The organism is Streptomyces sp. NPDC030798, from assembly GCF_055572275.1.
This window is the reverse complement of sequence record NZ_JBVIDR010000023.1, coordinates 56957-75209: the sequence shown is the minus strand read 5'-3', so window position 1 is coordinate 75209 and position 18253 is coordinate 56957. Positions and strand designations below refer to the sequence as shown.

Annotated in this window: 10 protein-coding genes; all 10 read right to left on the bottom strand. The window is 69.5% G+C overall.

The window, feature by feature from the left end:
- Positions 1–5009: amino acid adenylation domain-containing protein (locus ACZ404_RS35535; RefSeq protein ID WP_468447282.1), on the bottom strand; the 5009-nt coding region annotated here is incomplete at its 3' end.
- The gene (locus ACZ404_RS35530) at positions 4937–5218 is read right to left on the bottom strand and encodes an acyl carrier protein (RefSeq protein ID WP_468447280.1); all 282 of its coding nucleotides are present in this window, start codon (positions 5216–5218) and stop codon (positions 4937–4939) included. The genes ACZ404_RS35535 and ACZ404_RS35530, both read right to left, overlap by 73 nt.
- A gap of 13 nt (positions 5219–5231) precedes the next feature.
- Positions 5232–6905, bottom strand: coding sequence for an acyl-CoA dehydrogenase (locus ACZ404_RS35525; RefSeq protein WP_468447278.1), 1674 nt, complete (start codon positions 6903–6905; stop codon positions 5232–5234).
- Positions 6895–8652 carry an acyl-CoA dehydrogenase family protein gene (locus ACZ404_RS35520; RefSeq protein ID WP_468447276.1) on the bottom strand — a complete coding sequence of 586 codons (1758 nt, stop codon included), beginning with the start codon at positions 8650–8652 and terminating at the stop codon, positions 6895–6897. Before ACZ404_RS35520 ends, ACZ404_RS35525 begins: the two co-directional genes overlap by 11 nt.
- Complete coding sequence (locus ACZ404_RS35515; RefSeq protein WP_468447275.1) at positions 8649–8858, bottom strand: hypothetical protein; 210 nt, start codon at positions 8856–8858, stop codon at positions 8649–8651. The genes ACZ404_RS35520 and ACZ404_RS35515 overlap by 4 nt, the downstream gene beginning before the upstream one ends.
- Positions 8859–9700: 842 nt before the next feature.
- Positions 9701–10672, bottom strand: a complete 972-nt coding sequence (locus tag ACZ404_RS35510) for a transcriptional regulator (RefSeq protein WP_468447273.1) — start codon at positions 10670–10672, stop codon at positions 9701–9703.
- A 282-nt stretch (positions 10673–10954) separates the two neighbouring features.
- Positions 10955–11158, bottom strand: a complete 204-nt coding sequence (locus ACZ404_RS35505) for a hypothetical protein (RefSeq protein WP_468447271.1) — start codon at positions 11156–11158, stop codon at positions 10955–10957.
- Between the two features lie 1982 nt (positions 11159–13140).
- The gene (locus ACZ404_RS35500; protein WP_468447286.1) at positions 13141–15558 is read right to left on the bottom strand and encodes an aminotransferase class I/II-fold pyridoxal phosphate-dependent enzyme; all 2418 of its coding nucleotides are present in this window, start codon (positions 15556–15558) and stop codon (positions 13141–13143) included.
- A complete protein-coding gene (hppD, locus tag ACZ404_RS35495; protein WP_468447269.1) occupies positions 15558–16577 on the bottom strand; it encodes a 4-hydroxyphenylpyruvate dioxygenase in 1020 nt (339 codons plus the stop codon). The genes ACZ404_RS35500 and hppD overlap by 1 nt, the downstream gene beginning before the upstream one ends.
- A gap of 75 nt (positions 16578–16652) precedes the next feature.
- The gene (locus tag ACZ404_RS35490; protein WP_468447267.1) at positions 16653–18236 is read right to left on the bottom strand and encodes an MBL fold metallo-hydrolase; all 1584 of its coding nucleotides are present in this window, start codon (positions 18234–18236) and stop codon (positions 16653–16655) included.
- Between the last annotated feature and the right edge of the window lie 17 nt (positions 18237–18253).

Here is an 18253-nt window from a genome sequence, read left to right as displayed (position 1 = left end):
ACCGCAACCACCGACTCCGGGCCCACACCACGCCCGATCAGCAACCGCGCCAACCGGTTCGCCCGCGCATCCAACTCCGCATACGACACCTCGACACCCTCGAACACCACCGCCACCGCATCCGGCGTCCGCGCCACCTGCCCGGCAAACAACCCCGGCAACGTCGACGACTCCACCCCGACCGCCGTGTCGTTCCACTCCTCCACCACCAGGCGACGCTCAGCCGGATCGAGCACATCGATCCGCCCGACCCGCAGCTGCGGATCCTTCGCCACCGTTTCCAGGACCTGGTGCAACCAGCCCGCGATCCGCCGCACGGTCTGCGCATCGAACAAGTCCGCCGCCGCCAGGAGCACGCCCCGCAAGCCGGCCGGCGCACCGTCGGCGTCGAACTCCTCGCTCAGGTTCAGGTCCAGGTCGAACCTGCCGAATGCCAGGCCGGTCGGCACCCGGTCGACGCGCAGACCGGGCAGCTCCAGCCGGGGCGACCCCGTGTTCTGCAGGGTGAGCATGACCTGGAACAGCGGGTGGCGTGCCATCGACCGGGTCGGCGACAGCTCCTCGACCAGCTTCTCGAACGGGACGTCCTGGTGCGCGAACGCCCCCAGGCTGGTCTCCCGGACCCGCTCCAGCACCTCGTCGAAGGTCGGGTCACCGGACAGGTCGGTCCGCACCACCAAGGTGTTGACGAAGAACCCGACCAGGTCGTTCAGCGCCTCGTCGGTACGCCCGGCGACCGGCGACCCGATCGGGATGTCCGTGCCCGCGCCGATCCGGTTCAGGGTGACCGCCAACGCCGCCTGCAGCACCATGAACAGGGTCACCCCCCGCTCACGCGCCACCTCCAGCACTCGCGCATGCAGCTCCGCCGGGACATCCAGCAGCACCTCGTGCCCACGGTACGAGGCGACCGCCGAGCGCCGGCGATCGGTCGGCAGCTCCAACTCCTCCGGTGCCCCCGCCAGCGCCTCCCGCCAGTACGCCACCTGCCCGCACAGCACACTGTCCGGGTCCTGCTCGTCGCCGAGGAACTCCCGCTGCCACAACGCGTAGTCCGCGTACTGCACCGGCAACGGCTTCCACGCCGGCGCCGCACCGCCCAGTCGTGCCGCGTACGCCTCCGACACATCCCGCAGCATCGGCGCCGTCGACCAACCATCACCCGCGATGTGGTGCACCAGCACCACCAGCACATGCTCCTGCGGCGCCACAGCGAACACCGTCGCCCGCAGCGGGATCTCCGCCGACAGGTCGAACGCGTAGCCTGAGGCCTCGGCCACCGCACTGTCCAGCTCTTGGGGCGCCACCTCGACCACCGCGAGCTCGAACCCGCACGCCTCCACCGACAGGACACGCTGATACGGCTCACCGTCCACCGCCGGCAGGATCGTGCGCAGCACCTCGTGCCGCCCGATCACGTCCCTGAACGCGGCCGCCAGTGCCTGCTGGTCCAACTCTCCGCTCAGTCGCAGCGCCACCGAGGCGTTGTAGGTAACGCTCGGACCCTCCAGCTGCCCCAGGAACCACAGGCGGCGCTGCGCGAACGACAGCGGCATCCGCTCCGGCCGCTCCGCCGGCACCAGCGCCGCACGCCCTGCGGTGACCGCCGATTCGGCCATCCAGGCCGCGACCCCGGCCGGCGACGGCACCTCGAAGAACACCTGAATCGGCAACTCGACGTTGAGGACCGTCCGGATCCGGCTGATCAGCCGGATCGCCAGCAGCGAGTGGCCGCCCAGAGTGAAGAAGTCGTCGTCGACGCCGACGCTCTCCACCCCCAGCACCTGCGCGAACACACCGCAGAGGATCTCCTCGTGCACCGTCGCCGGACCGCGGCCGACGGCCTTGGCGGTGGAGGACAGATAGTCCGGAGCAGGCAGGCCGGCGCGGTTCAGCTTGCCGTTGGTCGTCAGCGGCAGCGCGTCCAGCACCACCACCGCGGAGGGCACCAGGTACGCCGGCAGCCGCTCGGCCAGGAACCCGAGCACGAGCTCATTCAGTCGCGCGGCGTCGGCCGTCTGCGCGGCGGCGGCGGGAACGACGTAGGCGACCAGGCGCTTGTCCCCCGGGACGTCCTCGCGGACGACGACGGCGGCCTGTGCCACCGACTCGTGCGCGGCCAGCACCGCTCGCACCTCACCCGGTTCCACCCGGAAGCCGCGCACCTTCACCTGCTCGTCCGTACGGCCCAGGTGCACCAGTTCACCGTCGGTGGTCCATCGCACCAGGTCGCCCGTCGCGTACATCCGCTCGCCGGCCGGGCCGAACGGGCAGGCCACGAACCGCTGCGCGGTCAGGCCCGAGCGCCCCACATACCCGCGCGCCACCTGCGGACCTGCCACGTACAACTCACCCGCCGCACCGACCGGAACGGGGCTCAGCGACCCGTCCAGCACGTAGGCACGGGTGTTGGCCACCGGAACCCCGAGCGGCACCACGCCTGCGGCAACCGGCTTCCGGTCGAGTCGGCCGGCTACCACGCCGATGGTCGTCTCAGTGGGCCCATAGTGGTTGAACACACCACGGTCACCGACCACTTCGAGCAGTCCGTCGACCAGCGTCGGCGACGCCGGCTCGCCACCCAGCACCAGCGCCCCGGCCGGCATCAGGGCGGCCAGGCCGGCTGCCGCGCCCAGCGCCGCCAGGTGCGAGGGCACCACCTTCACGAAGTCGATGCGGTTCTCCGCCAGGTACTGGGCCACGGCGGACGGATCGGTCACCGCGCCCTCCTGCAGGACGTGCAGTTCACCGCCGGTCGTCAGGCTCGCGAACACCACGGTGTTTCCGAGGTCCGTCACCGTGGGCTGCAGCAGCGCATACCTGCCGCCCGGCGTACCGAAGCCGACGTGTCCTGGCACCGAGGCCACATAGTTCGCGAGCCCGCGGTGCGTCACAGCCACGCCCTTGGGCTTGCCGGTCGAGCCGGAGGTGTAGATCACATAGGCCAACTGATCGGCTGCCACGTCGAGTTCAGGTGCGGCGGTGGGCCGTTCGCTCAGCTCGGCCAGCACCGCCGGGTCATCCAGGGCGATCGTGCGCACACCATGGGCTGCCAGCTCCCCGATCAGCGCCGCTTCACCCAGCACGTGCCCGGCCCCACTGTCGGCCAGCAGCTGGCCAAGCCGCTGCGCCGGGTACGCCGGGTCCAGCGGCAGGTACGCCGCCCCCGCCTTCCACACCGCCAGGATCGCCTCGATCGCCTGCAGGCCGCGCGGCAGGCACAGAGCAACCAGCGACTCGGCACCGACTCCCTGGGCGAGGAGGTGGTGCGCCAACCGACTGGCGCGCGCGTCGAGTTCGGCGTAGCAAACCGCCGAGCCGTCGGCTACCACGGCAACCGCCTGCGGCGTCGCGGCCACCTGGGCCGCGAACCGCTGCGGTACCGGCAGGGCCTCGCCGGGTACCACGGTGTCGTTCCAGGTCTCCAGCACCAGCCGTCGCTCAGCCGGGTCGAGCAGGTCGGCGGTGCTGACCGAGGCGGTGGCCGGAGCACTGCTGAGCCAGTCCAGCACGGCCAGGAACCGGCGGCTCACCGACGACGCCGCTTCGGCGTCGTAGTACTCGCGGTTCATCTCGATGAAGGTCTGCACACCGCCCTCGGCCGCGTCACCGAGCACATCGATCTTCAGGCCTTCGGCAGGCCCGCTTGCCAGGCCGGTCCGGTTGACCGCGCAGTCGCCGAAACCGATCCGGCGGTCGGCCACCATGACGTCGACGATCATGTCGTACAGCGGGGTGCCGCCGACCCGCTTCAGGTCCCTGAGCAGGTCCGGGTACTGGTAGCGCTGGTGACGCAGACCGCTCTGGACCGCTCGCTGCGTCTGCCGCGCGAGCTCCTCGACGGACATGCCCGGACGGATCCTGAGCCTGATCGGCATGATGTTCGCGGTCATGCCGGGGATGCCCACCTCACGCATGCTCGTGCGGCCACTGGCCGACACTCCGAGCACGACGTCCTGCGCCCCGGTGGACCGGTGCTGGTAGACGGCCGACGCGGCGATCACCAAGCCGGCGAAGCTGACCCGAAGCCGCTTCGCCGTGGCCCGCAGCCGAGTGGTCGCGTCGACTCCGAGATCCTGCTGATGGGTCACCGGCCGGCCGGCGAGGCGCCGCCCCTGCGACCCCTCGGACGCCGTCTCCTCTTCATGGTCCGAGAACGCCTCCAGCCAGAACCGCCGGTCCCGGTCACGCTCCTGTGAATCCCGGTAGGCCTCGTCGACCTCGATCAGCTCCGACACCGACCGCAATGAACTCTCGGCCGGATCCTCACCCGCCCGAAGCAGCCCGTACACCTGGGACAGCCGCTCGGCGAACTGCGACAGACCATTGCCGTCGAGAACAAGGTGGTGAGCACGCTGGTACCACAGGAAGCGATCCGACCCGAGCACGAAGAACGCATGTCCCGACAGCGCCCCACCCACCAGCTCCACCGGCGTGTCCAGATCGGCCTGGATCCACTCCTGTGCCACCGCACGCGGATCAGCCTCCCCCCGCAGATCCGCCACGTGAATCGGAACCTCTCCGGCCTCCGCCAGGAACTGCCGCGGCGTCCCGCCCTCCACACACAGGCGCAGGCGGAAAGTCTCCGCCTCCTGCACTGTGCGGCGCAGCGCACGCACGAAGAGATCCGCGTCGAGTTCGCCGTGGATCTCCGTGCAGTCACCGATGTTGTACGCCGGATTGTCAGGCGCGAGCTGCTGCGCGTACCAGACCCCCAGCTGGCCGGACATCAGATCCCACGGACCCTGTGCGGAGGCACCCATTCTCGTATCCCTCAATCGATCGACGCACTCTGGAAGAACAAAGGCAGGACGCTGAACCACGGCACCGGGACCGCGCGAATCAACCAAACCGACCCAGGACCCCGTCGGACCCCGCCGTCGGCAAACAAACGTGCACCAGGAGCCCTGCGGGCCTTGAAGGCCGTGAAAACCGCTCAGGACGACGGCAGTTCGGCCACCAGGCCGGCCAGGTGAACGGTCAGAGCCGCGACCGTGTCGACGTCCCACACCAGAGTGGGCTCCACGGTCACACCCAACTTGTCCTCGATGTCCCCGCACAACGCGAAGGCGTACACCGACTCCAACCCGTACTCGGCGAGCGAGACACCCGGATCGATCTCCCCCACCGGCGTCTCCAGGTAGTAGGACACCCGCTCCATCAACCACCGTTCGATGTCCTCGCCCGACACCCGCACACCCACTGTCCGATCAGCCATCGAACTCCCTCTCTCATCCGGAAACATGACGTGCGGACAGGTCGAGGAGCCGCCCGTCCTGAAAGCGCTCGACAGCGATGTCGAACAGCGCCTGCTCGGCACTCGCGCGCTCGTCCGGAGTGAGCACCGGGGCGCCGCCGAGGCGTCCGGAGAGCCGGTCGAGGATCCCGAGGAGCGCCGCCTCCTGCTGACGGACATCGCTGCGCCAGACCGCGAGCGCGCCGGCGGCGGCGAGCAGCACCGTGTACCGGTCGGCCGCCGCGTAGGCCTCCGGAGAGGCCCCGATCGTGAGGTCCGAGGGAGCCAGTGCGGCGCACTGGTCGCGCAGCGCGAGCACCTCGTCCCTGAAGCGCACTGCGAACCGACCGACCGGGCTCCCGGCCGGCTCGCGCTCGGCGGTTTCGGCCAGCACGCCGATCAGCCCGTCACCGGACAGCATGCCGACGGCGAGCTGGTCGAAGTCCAGCGGCGGCAGATCCGCGCCGAGGTCGAACAGTTGCTGAGCGGCGGCCGGCTCGGCCAGCCAGGATTTCCGCGCCAGCCGGGGCAGTTGCGGCAGGATCAGCACCAGGCAGGCGGAGCGCGAGATGTGCGCGAAGGTGGCCGGAGCGGCGTCCCTGGCGAGCTTCTGGAACATCGCGTAGGAGCCCTCGCGGAGGTAGCCCTGGGCGCCCATGACCGCACGCAGATCCTCGAAGGCGTCCAGTACGATCCGTGACGTCAGGTACTTCACCGCCGGTGCGTAGAGCAGCGTGGCCTCCGGGGCCAGGTGCAGCGCCCGGAGTCCGACGCCGCAGAAGGCGTCGACGGCCAGCAGGTCGGCGTAGGCGCGTGCGAGGGCGGCGCGCACATAGGGCAGGTCGGCGGCGAAACCACCGTAGAGGCGCCGCTCGTGCACGCACTCCAGCGCCAGACGCAGCGCGGTGTCCAACGGCCCGACGAGGATGGCTGGGATCACCACTCGGCTGAGCTGGTAGGCGCGCAGGGCGTTCTCGATGCCCTGGCCGGGCCGGCCGAGCGTCGCGTTGCCGGGAATCGGGCAGTCGGAGAACCGCAGTCCGCCGAGTTGCACTCCGTTCATGCCGGAGCTGGGGAACCGCGGCAGATCCAGCACGCGGTCGGCCGGCAACTCGCCGCGGGTGAGGAAGAACTGGCTGTGGCTGCGGCTGCCCGCGACCTCACTTGTCCGTGCGAAGAGCACCATGGCCTCGGCACGGCGCAGATTGGTGACGATCTCCTTGCGCCCGGTCAGCAGCCAGCCGTCGTCGCTCGGAACGGCAGTGCACTCGGCGTGCGCGAAGTCGTTGCCGTGGTCGAGTTCGTGGAAGGCGGCCGCGATCCGGCCGCCCCCCAGCAGGATCTCGGCTGCCTTGGTGCGCTGCTCGTGCGTGCCGGCGGACCAGATGTTGACCGATCCGAGGAGGGAACTGAAACCGTAGCCGAGGCCGAGGCAGGGGTCGCGTCGCCACAGCTCCCGCTGCACTTCGGCAAGCCGGTCGGCCCGCACCAGTCGGCCACCGTACGCGGCCGGCACGAACTCGGCGTTCATGCCGTAGGTCTCCAGCAGGCGTTCGCCCTCGGCGAGCATCTCGTGCCGCTCATCGGCGGCGAGGATGGCGGCGTAGCCGACCGGGTTGTCCGCATCCCGTGGGTTGCCGAACAGTGCGTCCAGTTTCTCAGCGCTCACGCGAGTCCTTCCCCTGCTGAAACGATCGGGGCGCCGGCGCCCCGAACGGGGTGACGGGAGCACCGGTGGTCGCGGCGTCGACGATGAGACGGGCCAGCGCGCCGTCGAGCCGGTCGTCGCCGGGCGCGGCAGCCGGCAGCGGCACGCGCAGTACGGCAGCGAGCCTGGCCAGCAGGGCGCGCAGCGCCGCCCGCACCCAGAGGCCGTCGTGCCACAGTGGCTCCGCCGCATGCTCGGATTCACCCGTGGCCCACAGGTGCAGGCAGGCCGCACCCGCGTAGCAGAGCTCATAGGCGGCAGCCAGCTCGTAGGCGGCCATGGCGGGACGGGCGGCGGGCGCCACGTCGGCCATCTGGCTGTGCAGGTAGTCGGCCATGGCGCCCAGTGCGACGGCCTGGTCGGCGAGCCCGGTGGGAGCGGGCCGGCTGCCGATCGACTCGACGAGTGCGGGCAGTGCTTGCACGACCGAGCATCCCTGCCGGGACACCATGGTCAGTGCGCCACGGTCGACGGGTCGGACCGGGCCGCCGACCGAGACGGCTTCGGCCAGTCCGGCCGCATCGACGGTGCCGGTGGCGAAGCCACGGACAAGTCTGGGGAACTGCTGCACCAGGGCGGCGCGGTTCACCGGGGTACTGCCGTCGAACACCGCCACGATCTGGTGGTCGCGCCACACCTTCTGGAACGCACCGTACTCGTAGACGTCGGAGAGGAAGGAACGTGCGCCGAGCAGTTCGGCGAGTTCCCCCAGCGTGGCGTCGACCAGGGTGGGCGCGAGTGCCTTGGCGGCCGCCGAGGTCACGCTCATCTCCGCGGTGAGGCTGTGGATCGAACGGGCGGCGACCAGCGCGGTCGCCTCTACAGCCGTCAGCAGCCCGGCGCTGCGGGCCAGCACCGAGGCCGGGAAAGGCCGTTCGGCCAGCGGGCGCTTCTGAATGATGCGCGCCCCCACGAACCGGGCCGCGAGTCGCAGCGCGTGCTCACCGGCGCCGAGGGAGATGGCGGTGCACATCGTCCGGGTGAGCTGGAGCGCGAGCAGCACCGTCTCCAGGCCGCTTCCCTCGGGTCCGAGCAAGGCGTCGGCCGGCAGCAGCGCACTGTCGAACTCGATGCCGGAGATGTCGATCCCGCGGATGCCGTGCGTCAGCACCTTCGGCAGAGTCCGCCAAGTACCGGGCCGTAGCGCCGACTTGTCAACGAGGAAGAGGCTCTGCCCACGCCCGGAGCCCTCCTGGCCGGTGCGCGCCAGCAGAGTGACATGGCTCGAGCGGGTGGCGTTGTTGATCGGCCACTTCACGCCGTCGACACGGTAGCCGTCGGGCCCCGCCGTGGCGGTGACGGAACCGCTCAGCAGGTCGGCACCGTGCTCCGGCTCGGACAGCGCCCAAGCCACCGGCGAACCTGACATCACCGCCTCAGCGGTGGCCCTGGCCTGCTCCGGGTTGCCAGCGATCCAGATCGGGGCCACGCCCAGGTATGTCTTGGCGTGGGCCGTCAGTGCACTGACGTCACGGCGAGCGACGAGGCGCCAGAGCCGGATCATCTGCTCGTGGTCGGACAGCGCGCCGCCCCACTCGGTCGGCACGTAGTAGGCCGACAGGCCCCACCCATCGAGGCGGGCACAGAGGTCCGCGGGGAACTGATCGCTCTCGTCGAGCTCCACAGACCGGCGGGCCGTCTCGTCGAGCGGGCCCAGGGCTTCGTCGAGGGCGTCCGCGATCCCGGCGCCCGTGCGGGTGGCGGTCACCTGAGGTCTCCCGCCGCCACGCGCCGCAACTCGGGGTCCATTTCGCGCGACGGGGTGAGCCGCACCGGCTTCGTGAAGCTGAGGCTCTCGTTGTCTTCCTCGGCGGTGCCACGGGTGACGGTGAGAGCGGCTTTCTCCGGGTGACGCGTGATCCGCGCGTCGAAGGCAGCTCCCAGGCTCTGATAGCCGCCGAGATCGAAATCCATGCTGTACCCCTAGGCTGCTGCTCCGTCAGTCACTGTTTTTCCGGGGGTGCGGCGCACCGTTCCGGCTCCTACCTCAGCCGAGATGCGGCCGCCTCGCGTCGCCGTCCAGGCCGGACTACTCGCGAACCGCACATCAGCGGCATCGGTTGCGTCGGCATTAGGGATCATGGCGGGGCCCGCCGACCACTATGCCCCAACCCTCGTCGCTCGGTAAGTGACAGAAGTGCACGCTGACCCTGAACACCCAGATGGCGCAGGGGTGCTGGAATGCAGCGGTGTGCGGTCCCGGACGAGTGCGCGCGGGTGTCCAACTGCCGCGCACCATCGGTTGAACATCCGGTCGCCGGCGAGTGGGACCGCATCGCTCCAGCCGATGCCAAGCCATCACTGGTGAAAGACCCTGCTTCAACGGCCGTTGCTGTCGGATGCGTGGGTGACTGCCCGACTCGGAGCGCTCTTCGAAGCTCAGGCTCGACTCTTCGGCACGAAAGCATCCTTGAGGGCACGCATTCAGCCTGAATAGGCTGATTCATCCCACCTGCGCGGTGACGCCACCGTCATTCAGTGGCGCTCTGCCAACCCCCGGCCGTTCATCGGATGCCTGGCCTCCGGGGCCGCGGCGGGGGAACGACTGCCCGTCCTCGATGGCCGAGTACCGGACGGCGATTCTGGGCGCCGGCCGGTCGGTGCTCTACCTCCACCCGTTGAGCGGCCGCCCACGGTGCCGACAACGGGTCGCTCGTCCCGATGCGCGCCGCATGACAGCAGCGTCCCATCGGCTGCCCTGCCGGGTCTGTCCCGGGCCCGCGTGCGACCGCCACGACGGGCCCGGCACTACTCGGTCAGCCGGTCGCGGCCTGGTCCACCGCGCGAACCCGCTCGTCCAGTTGCTGCGCGAACTCCAACCAGGCCTCGGCGCACTGCCGGGCAAGCTCCACCACCAAGGCGCCGCAGTGCGTGGGCACGACCTCGGTGAGCTCGGACCATTCCTTGGCCCCCATCACATTCTGCTGCAGCACGCGCAGCAGTTGGCGGCCTTCCTCCTTGTGACGCAGCGACGGGTCGCGCAGTAGTTTCTCCAGCACCATGGCCGGGTCGGAGGCCGGGTCGGACCGCATCAGCCGCATGTGCTGGGCCACGGTCGCTTGGGTCCGCTGGGCCGGGAGCACCACGCCCATGGCGCCGTCGCCCGCCTGCTCGGTGGCCGACGCCTTCCCGGCCGCCAGCCGGCGCCGGACATCGCTGACCGTCGCCGGGGAGATCCCGGCCAGCCGGGCGACCTCGCGCAGCGAGGCCTCCGGGCGCTCGGCCAGCAGCTCCGCGGCCCGACGGCGCCCTTCCAGGCTGTTCAGCGGACGGACCTTGCCGTCCCGACCGACCCTCACCTGCAACTGCGGTCCATCCGCGGTCTCAGCCACCCGGCGGCGAATCGCCGCCACCGCCTTGGCACCCAGCCCCGCGGTCCGCGCGATCGCCCGGTCGGAAAGGTGCGGGTGCGAGGTCACGATCCGCTCGGCTGCCGCCCGCCGGTCGGCCAGGGAGAGTGGCAGACCATGAGTGACATTCGCCTCGACCGCCGTCAGGAAGGCATCCGCACTGCTGCCGTCGAAGAACTCAACCTCGATGGCCAGTTGGCCCTTGGACATCACGGCCAGCAGCCGGTGGATCCCGTCGATCACACGCATGGTGTGCCGCTCGACCAGGATCGGCGGAAGCGGCCCGTCCAGTTCCGCTAACCTGGCGATGTGCTCCTCGTCCCGGCCGCCGGTGCGCGGTGACTCTCCCAACTGCAACACGGCGACCGGCACCACCACGGTCGATGTCAGGTCCTTCACAGTCCGCCTCACGTGCTCCCCCTGATGGTTGTCGGCTCCCAGCTGGGCCCAGGCGCACGTGTCGATACCCCACAGGGGCGTCCCGTCGAGGTGCCTACCAGGTCCCGAGGGCTCGCTCCGCGAATCACCGCCAAGGTTCGAAGCCGGCCCTCAAGGACACGTCCCAGCCGAATTCCACTGACTCGATCATCACTTCCGCCCCCATGAACTGTCGAGGGGTCACAACCAGCTAGCCGTATATGGCTCGTCAGTTGGCTTGAATCACGCAGCAATGGACCCCCACCCATGGCGTTTTGAGCAACGCGACAACACCTGGATGGTGTAGCCAACGATAAACTGATGGGGCATCAGCAGGCTTATCCGATCGAGCGTCCGCTGCGCTTCGTGCCGCCCGTGACCTGCGGCACCCTCGGCGAGTTCATCCTCCGGCTCGATGAACTCCACCTCGCTCAGCAAGCGCTGCACCGGTCTGGTGTTCACTCGCAGTTGCCTGACGATTACCGCATTCTCCGCTCCCGGGCGAACCTCTCGGCCACCGCCCTTCGTATCTGTCCCGGAATGCCCGCAGCCCGTCGGTCAGACCTCCTCCCTGTACATGCCTCACAGACAGGAGGTATAGCGCTCGAAACGGTCGAAGGCGCATATCCAGCAACATCACGCGTTCAATGCGACCCGCAGAAGGCGAGGTGTACAAGTACTTTGAGCACAGCGGAGTTCTTTTGATCTCTGACGGTGCGGTGCAACGTGAAACGGTGCGGGGTCATGGCGTCACCGCGCCGAGCACAGTGGCGAGGACTGCGCCTTCCTTCACGCGTGAAGGACACGGGAGGGTCCCGGTCGCAACTGCTCGTCGCCCAGAACGAGCCCGCCTCTACCGTCGGTTCCGCTCCGTGCCACTCGCCGCTCTCCGCGTCCACCACCTCGCACCCGTACGCCGCACACCGACCGCACGCCAGTGCGGGACTCTCATCGCCGTTCCAGTGGCACCGCCGTCGACAGGTCCGCGTTCTGCATGAAAACATCACGCAACAGACCTGACGTTCATCGCCCTGGCCATGCACCCGATTGGGCATCAAAGAGGTCATTCCGGAGCGGCAACGGCGGGAACGGCCCTCACGTGGTGATCAGCGGCGGCTGCTCACTCGGCGATCGCCGTCGACTCCACCGAGAGGACTGCTCATCCAGCTTCTGAGTGAACTCCCGTCGGCTCGCGGCCATTGACAGGAGAGGCCGCCACCAGCGCGCTGCAGTACGGCGGGACGGTTGCCATCGGCTCGATCACCCCTCGGCACCGATTACGTTGTGCCCCAGCAGACAGAGCAGCAGCGTCTCCAGCACGGACACCGGGCCCGGCTGTACCGGCCGGGGCCGTTGCTCGCCACGCTGCTTGGGTGCCCGACCGGTGTCATGGCCTCGCAGTTCGAGCCGGCCCCATCGGGGATGTGCTCGGTGTCCACCGCGGGCGCACCGAGATGAGTTCCGCGGCCCCTGCCCGACTCGCTCCGCTGTTGGGCGGGCGCACTTTGCCGTCCCGGCCGACTCGTGCGTTCAACTGCGGCACCGCCTCAGCTGAACATCGCAAATCGGCCGCGACGGCCTTCGCCCCCATTCCGCGGTCCACGCGATCGCCCCGTCCGACATGTGCGGAGGGGACCCGGCCATCCGGCTCGCCTGGTCCGGCGGCTTCGTCTGCCGTTCTGTCCTGCTTCGCCTTCATCTCCCTTACCGTCTACGCTCAGGCGCGGCCGGCCCCAGCGGGCGCGATGCTGCTGGTCGCCGTCGTCGCCGGAGTGACCGGCTGAGCCGTCCTTCCGGCCTCACCCTGATCGGCCTGCCCGTTGAGACGGCCTGGTCAACAACCTGGTTCTCGATTCCCTCTCGCTCAGGAGTCCCAGCGCCATGCCCCAGGTGAGCACCAACGGCATCCGCCTCTCGTACCAGCGCGGACGAAGCACCAGATGCCGGCCGTCATCCAGGCCGGCACGAGGCGGTCGTCCGGCGGGGCCTTCGAAGAGAGCGTGTCGGAGCTGCAGTTCACGGGTGGCCTCGGTGGCGGAACGCCAGCGGCCTCGTCGAAGACGGTGTAGCCGAGGTTTGCGGGCCACAGGCTGTTGCCGATGTCGCACAGCTGCCGCGGCCCGTCGGGCTGGCCGAGCAGCAGGCTGCGGTGGCTGTCCACACCTATAGCCCGAGTCTGCGGGGTGTGCTCGCGCAGTGCCCGGGTGGTGCCGCACATCGAGCCGCCAGAGCCGACCGGACCGACCAAGCAGCTCCTCGGCGCGTCGCAGGGTATGGCAGGCGGGGGACAGCTTCATCAGGGTGAATGACGCCGTACGGCGTGGGGCCGAGCCTGATCAGCTTGGGCAGGAGCAGCGCCTCGGTGATCGACTAGCAGGTGTGGGTGGGCGCCGGCATGGGTAGCTCCCTCGGGTGCGGACGCGGCCGGCTCAGTCGCGAGCCGTCTGGGACTGGGACTTGATGAAGTGCGCCAACCGCTCCGTCCCGTCGGCTATCTCCTGGTGCGTCAGGTAGCTGACGGACAGCCGGACGGCATGCTCGCCACCACCGTCCGGATAAAAGTAGGACATCGGGGTCCAGATCACACCGAACTCCTCGGCCGAGCGGATCAGCGCCGCGTTGTCGGCCTGGAACGGTACGGTGAGGCCGACGAAGAAGCCGCCAGTGGGCTCGTTCCAGCGCACCCCGAGGGCTTCCCGCTCGGCGGCCGGGAAGTGCTTGGCGAGCTCCCTCAGGGTGACCCGCATCGCGTCGCCGTAGTAGGCGGCGGTCTCGCTGTTCAGCTCGGAGGTCCGACCGTCGGCCGCGAGCAGCATGCCCGCTACCACGGCCTGGCTGACTGCCGAGGTATTCACCGTGATCATGCTCTTGATCTTGGTGAGTTCGTCGGCCAGCAGGCCGGTGCGGCCGTCGGCATCCACCACCGTCTGGTCGGCCACCACGTAGCCGACCCGGGCACCGGGGAAGAGCGTCTTGGAGAGCGATCCCAGCTGCACCACCCGCCGGTGACGGTCCAGCGACTTCAGCGTGGGCAGTTGCTGCCCGGGGCTGACCATCCGGTACGGGCTGTCCTCCAGCAGCAGGATGTCGTGGCGCTGCGCCAGGTCGAGCAGGTCGAGCCGGGTCTGCAGCGGCATCGTGGTGCCGGACGGGTTGGAGTGGTCGGGAATCACGTAGAACGCCCGGGGACGGCGGCCGCGGGCCCGCTCGGCCAGGATGGCCGCTTCCAGATCGGCGCAGTCGAAGCCGGACGCGCGCTCGGCCACGGCGGTCGGGGTGACGTCCAGCAGTCGGGCCGCGCCGGTGATCCCCACGTAGCAGGGGCTGGAGACCAGCAGCACGTCCTCGGGTCCGGAGATCAGCGCCCGCACGGCGAGGAACATCGCCTCTTGGCACCCCACTGTGACCACGATGGACTCGGGGGCGACGTCGGTGTTCTCGTCCTTGCGCAGCGAATCCGCGATCAGCTCGCGGATCTGGCCGCTGGTCGGCCCGTACTGGAAGAGCGCGGAGCGCACCTGTCCGGGCGAGGCGCCCTGCGCCTCCAGGTGGTCGAGGTAGCGCCGCAGATGGGCGAAGATCTGCTCGGCGTCGAAGAAGCCGTCGTACGGGCGGCCGGGGGCGAACGAGATCGCCTGCGGATAGCGCGTGGTGACCTCGTTGAGGAAGTTCATGGTGTCCAGCACTGGGTCACTGACACTGCCATGCAGCTCGGCCTTGCGCAGGCCGGCGGCCGGCGTGGTCCGAACCGCGCTCGGCGCCGGGGTGGCTTCGGGTTCGGCGCCGACCAGGGCAGGACCCGCCTCGGCGACTGACGGGGTCCCGGTGAGTGTCATGGCTTCGACCAGCTCCTCGGTGATCAGCTCAAGTAGGTGCGCCGCGCCGTTCTCGCCACCGACCGCGAGGCCGTGCAGCACCGGACGGCCCAGCAGCACCGCGTCAGCGCCCAGTGCCAGGGCGGCCAGTACGTCGGCACCGCGGCGGATGCCGCCGTCGACCAGTACCGGGCACGCGCCGCCGACCGCCGCGGTGATCTCGGCGAGCACTTCGAAAGTGGCGGGGGCACCGTCCAGTTGACGCCCGCCGTGGTTGGACACCACGATCCCGTCGACCCCGGCGCGCAGTGCCGCCAGGGCGTCGACCTCGCTCAGAACTCCCTTGACCAGTACCGGGAGTGAACTGACCTCGCGCAACCAGTCGATGACCGACCAGTCGAGCGCGGGATCGAACTCGGTGAGCGCGTGTGCGCTCGGGGAGGCGTAGTCGCCGCCGGTGAGGTTGGCCGGCACCATCCCGTCCGGCAGCCGGAAGTCGTTGCGCAGGTCGCGCAGCCGGCGGCCGAGCCGGGGGGCGTCCACGGTGAGCACCAGCGCCTCGAAGCCGGCCCGCTCGGCCCGTTCCACCAGCCGACGGGTGGTAGCGCGGTCGCGGAAGCAATACACCTGCAGCCAGAGCGGAGCGGTGGCGGCCTCGGCGATGGACTCGAAGGTCCGGCCGGCGAAGGTGCTCACCACCAGCGGCCGGCCGACCCGGCCGGCGGCCCGCGCGGTGGCCACTTCGCCCTCCGGATCAGCCAGGGTGTGGTAGGCCATCGGCGCCACCGCTATCGGCACCGGCCAACTGCGCCCCAGCACCGTGGTCGTGGTGTCAGGCGCCCCGGATCCGGACAGCACCCGCGGCCGCAACCGCACCCGGTCGAACGCCGCCAGATTGGCCGCCAGGGTACGCTCCTGGCCGGCGCCACCGGCGATGAAATCCCAACTTCCCCGGTCGAAACGGACCCTGGCGGCTTCCTCGTAGTCCTTCAGGGTGAACAGGCCCGTGGTCTCGGGGCGTTCGGTACCCATCACGAAGCCAGCCGATCGCTCTGTACCGTTTCATACAGGGCTCGGACGTTGGCGCTGCCGAAGCCTCGCGAACCGTTGCGCTGGATGGACTCGAAGTACAGCGTGTTGCGCGGGTAGGGCGAGCGGGTGAAGACCAGCAGCAGGTCACCCCACTCATCACGGCCGGCCAGGACTTTGGTCTCGCGCAGCTCCTCGACCTGCGCGTCCACACCGCCGGGCCGGTCGCCGAGCATGCCGTAGTAGCTGTCCGGTGTGCCGAGGAACACGACACCCCTCTCACGGCACTCGGGCACCGCGGTGATGATCTCACCGGTGCGCAAGGCCAGGTGCTGCACCCCTTCGCCGCCATTGCGCTCCAGGAAGTTGTCGAGCTGTCCGGGCTCCACGGCAGGGTCCGGTGCGGCCAGGGTGAGGAGGGCACCTCCCGAGTCGCTGCACACCACGATGGAGTCCATCGCCTGGGCGCCGACCGCAACACGCTCCGAGGTGTAGCAGGAGAAGCCGAAGACATCACGGTAGAAGTCGGCGTACTTGTCCAGGGTGCCGCCCTCGAGGCAGACCGCGATGTGGTCCAGGCCGGTGACCCGACCGGTTGCCGCCGTCGCGGTGGCCCCGGGTGTGGAAGACCAACTACGACTGCCGGGAAGGCCGTTGACCAGCGGATCAGCCGGCAGCAGGGTGTGCACGACGTCCCCGAAGCCGGACACGACCGGCAGGCCCTGCGAGGAACGCGTCACCGTGGCGCCGGCGGAGGCCGCCGCCACGGCGGTCGCCGCCACGTCGTCGCAGGTCAGCGCGATGTCGGCGATGCCGTCGCCGTGCTGCTCCAGGAACCTCACGATCCCCCGCCCGGAGGTGACCACCAGGCGAACCTCACCCTGCTGCAGGAGCACCGAACTCCGCTCCGGCTCCACCGAGTCGGCCACCCGGGAGAACCCCATGGCGGACACGAAGTATTCGACGGTCGTCGCCTTGTCTCTCGTGTACAGCTCAACATGGGCGATGTCGTGCGCAGCCATGGAAGTACCTCCAACAGAGGCTGGGAGCGGAATTCGGTGAGGGGTTCACCCGGGCCTGCGGTCAACCGCAGGCTGCTACCAGCGCCACTCCTGCTGCTTGAACAGGTGGCCGGCCGGGATGTCGCGCTCCTTGCACCAGCCGAGGAACTTCTCGATCTGCTTGATCTGGTAGGTGTCCGGAGTGTAGGTGGTCGCCATCACGTGGCCCAGCCAGTCCTCCTCGCCCATCGCGTAGACGTAGGCCTCCTTTGCGCCCAGCTCGACCATGATCGCGGCGGCCTGTTCGGCATTGGAACCGGACAGCTTGCGGGAGTTGCTCATCTTCTTGGTGACCGGGATGGTCAGCAGCGCCTGGTAGAGCCAGGTGAGCGGGGCGCCGTCGCACTCCATGCCGAGGAAGGCGAAGTCGGCGGTGCCCAGGTGACCCTTGACGTAGCGGTAGAGCTTGGGGTCGATGCCGGAGGAATCGGCACCGATGAACACCTTCTTGCCCGCCAGCTCGGCCCAGTAGGTCGACTTGGCGCGGATGTCCAGGTCGCAGTGCTCGCCCAGGAACGGGGTGGCGGTGATCTTGCCGCCCGGAAACTCGACCTCGTCGAAGTCGTCGACCTCCACCACGTCGAAGCCCTGGTGCTTGAGCATCAGCGCGATCGACGGGTCGGCCAGGTTGCCACGGGAGTAGCGCGGGCAGACGATCTTGCCGACCCGGCCGCGCAGCTGCAGCAGGGTCTCCATGACGATGTGGTCCTGGTGGCCGTGGGTGATCAGCACCAGGTCGATGTAGTCCGGCAGGTCGTCCAGGGTGTAGCGGTCGTCGGCGTCGCTGTCCGCGCTGATGAACGGGTCGGTGACGATGGCGGCTTCGGGGGTCTGCAGCACCAGGCAGGCGTGGCCGAAGTAGCGGATCCGGCCACCGGACTCGATGTGGCGGTCCTCGCTCAGGGCCGGAGTCTCGCTCAACATGGTGCGCAGCACGGCCGCCTGCTCGTCGTTCAGCTCCAGTGCCTCACGCAGGTGAGCCAGCGTGGTCGGCTTGACCCGGGCCTTGAACAGCTCCGTCAGGCCGGGGTGCCGGAACGGGATGTCCAGCTCCAGCACGTCCTCGGAGGGCAGCCGCGGGGTACTCAGGATGAACGGGCGCTCGATGCCGGTCTCGAAGGAGAGCTGCACCGACTGGCGCGACTCCTGGTAGTACGGGCTGTGGTAGAGCACCGGCTCCAAGAAGCGCAGCTGCGCCTGGTTGTCGGTGTCGTAGGCCAACTCGACCAGACCACCCAGCTCCTCCGGCAGCTTCGGGTAGAGCGGGGTCAGGTCGAAGCCGGTGGCGTTGGCCCGCAGGATCTCCTGACCGGCGGCGATCGCCTCGGCGAACTTCAGCATGTCGGCCCGGTCCCGCTTGATGGCGGCGAGCAGCTCGCGCACCTCATCGGCGCGCTCCTCCGGGATGTTGATGAAATAACCGCCGCGCAGCTCCGGATTGTTGCTGGCCGCGACATGCACCTGCGGGGACTGCAGGTACGACTCGAGCAGCGGGACATGCAGGAACGCCAGGTTCATCGCCGCCTGCACCGGCGCCATGGTGTGCGGCTGGGCGACAAACCTGTCCACCAGCGGCTCAATTATGACCTTGGACCGCAGAAACAACTGCTCATCAGTCATCTGCACCCCTCCTTCCC

Excerpts from the sequence above, each read along its gene's own strand:
- ACZ404_RS35530 (WP_468447280.1), bottom strand. The coding sequence starts at position 5,218 with ATGGCTGATCGGACAGTGGGTGTGCGGGTGTCGGGCGAGGACATCGAA.
- ACZ404_RS35515 (WP_468447275.1), bottom strand. The coding sequence starts at position 8,858 with ATGGATTTCGATCTCGGCGGCTATCAGAGCCTGGGAGCTGCCTTCGAC.
- ACZ404_RS35500 (WP_468447286.1), bottom strand. The coding sequence starts at position 15,558 with ATGGGTACCGAACGCCCCGAGACCACGGGCCTGTTCACCCTGAAGGAC.
- hppD (WP_468447269.1), bottom strand. The coding sequence starts at position 16,577 with ATGGCTGCGCACGACATCGCCCATGTTGAGCTGTACACGAGAGACAAG.
- ACZ404_RS35490 (WP_468447267.1), bottom strand. The coding sequence starts at position 18,236 with ATGACTGATGAGCAGTTGTTTCTGCGGTCCAAGGTCATAATTGAGCCG.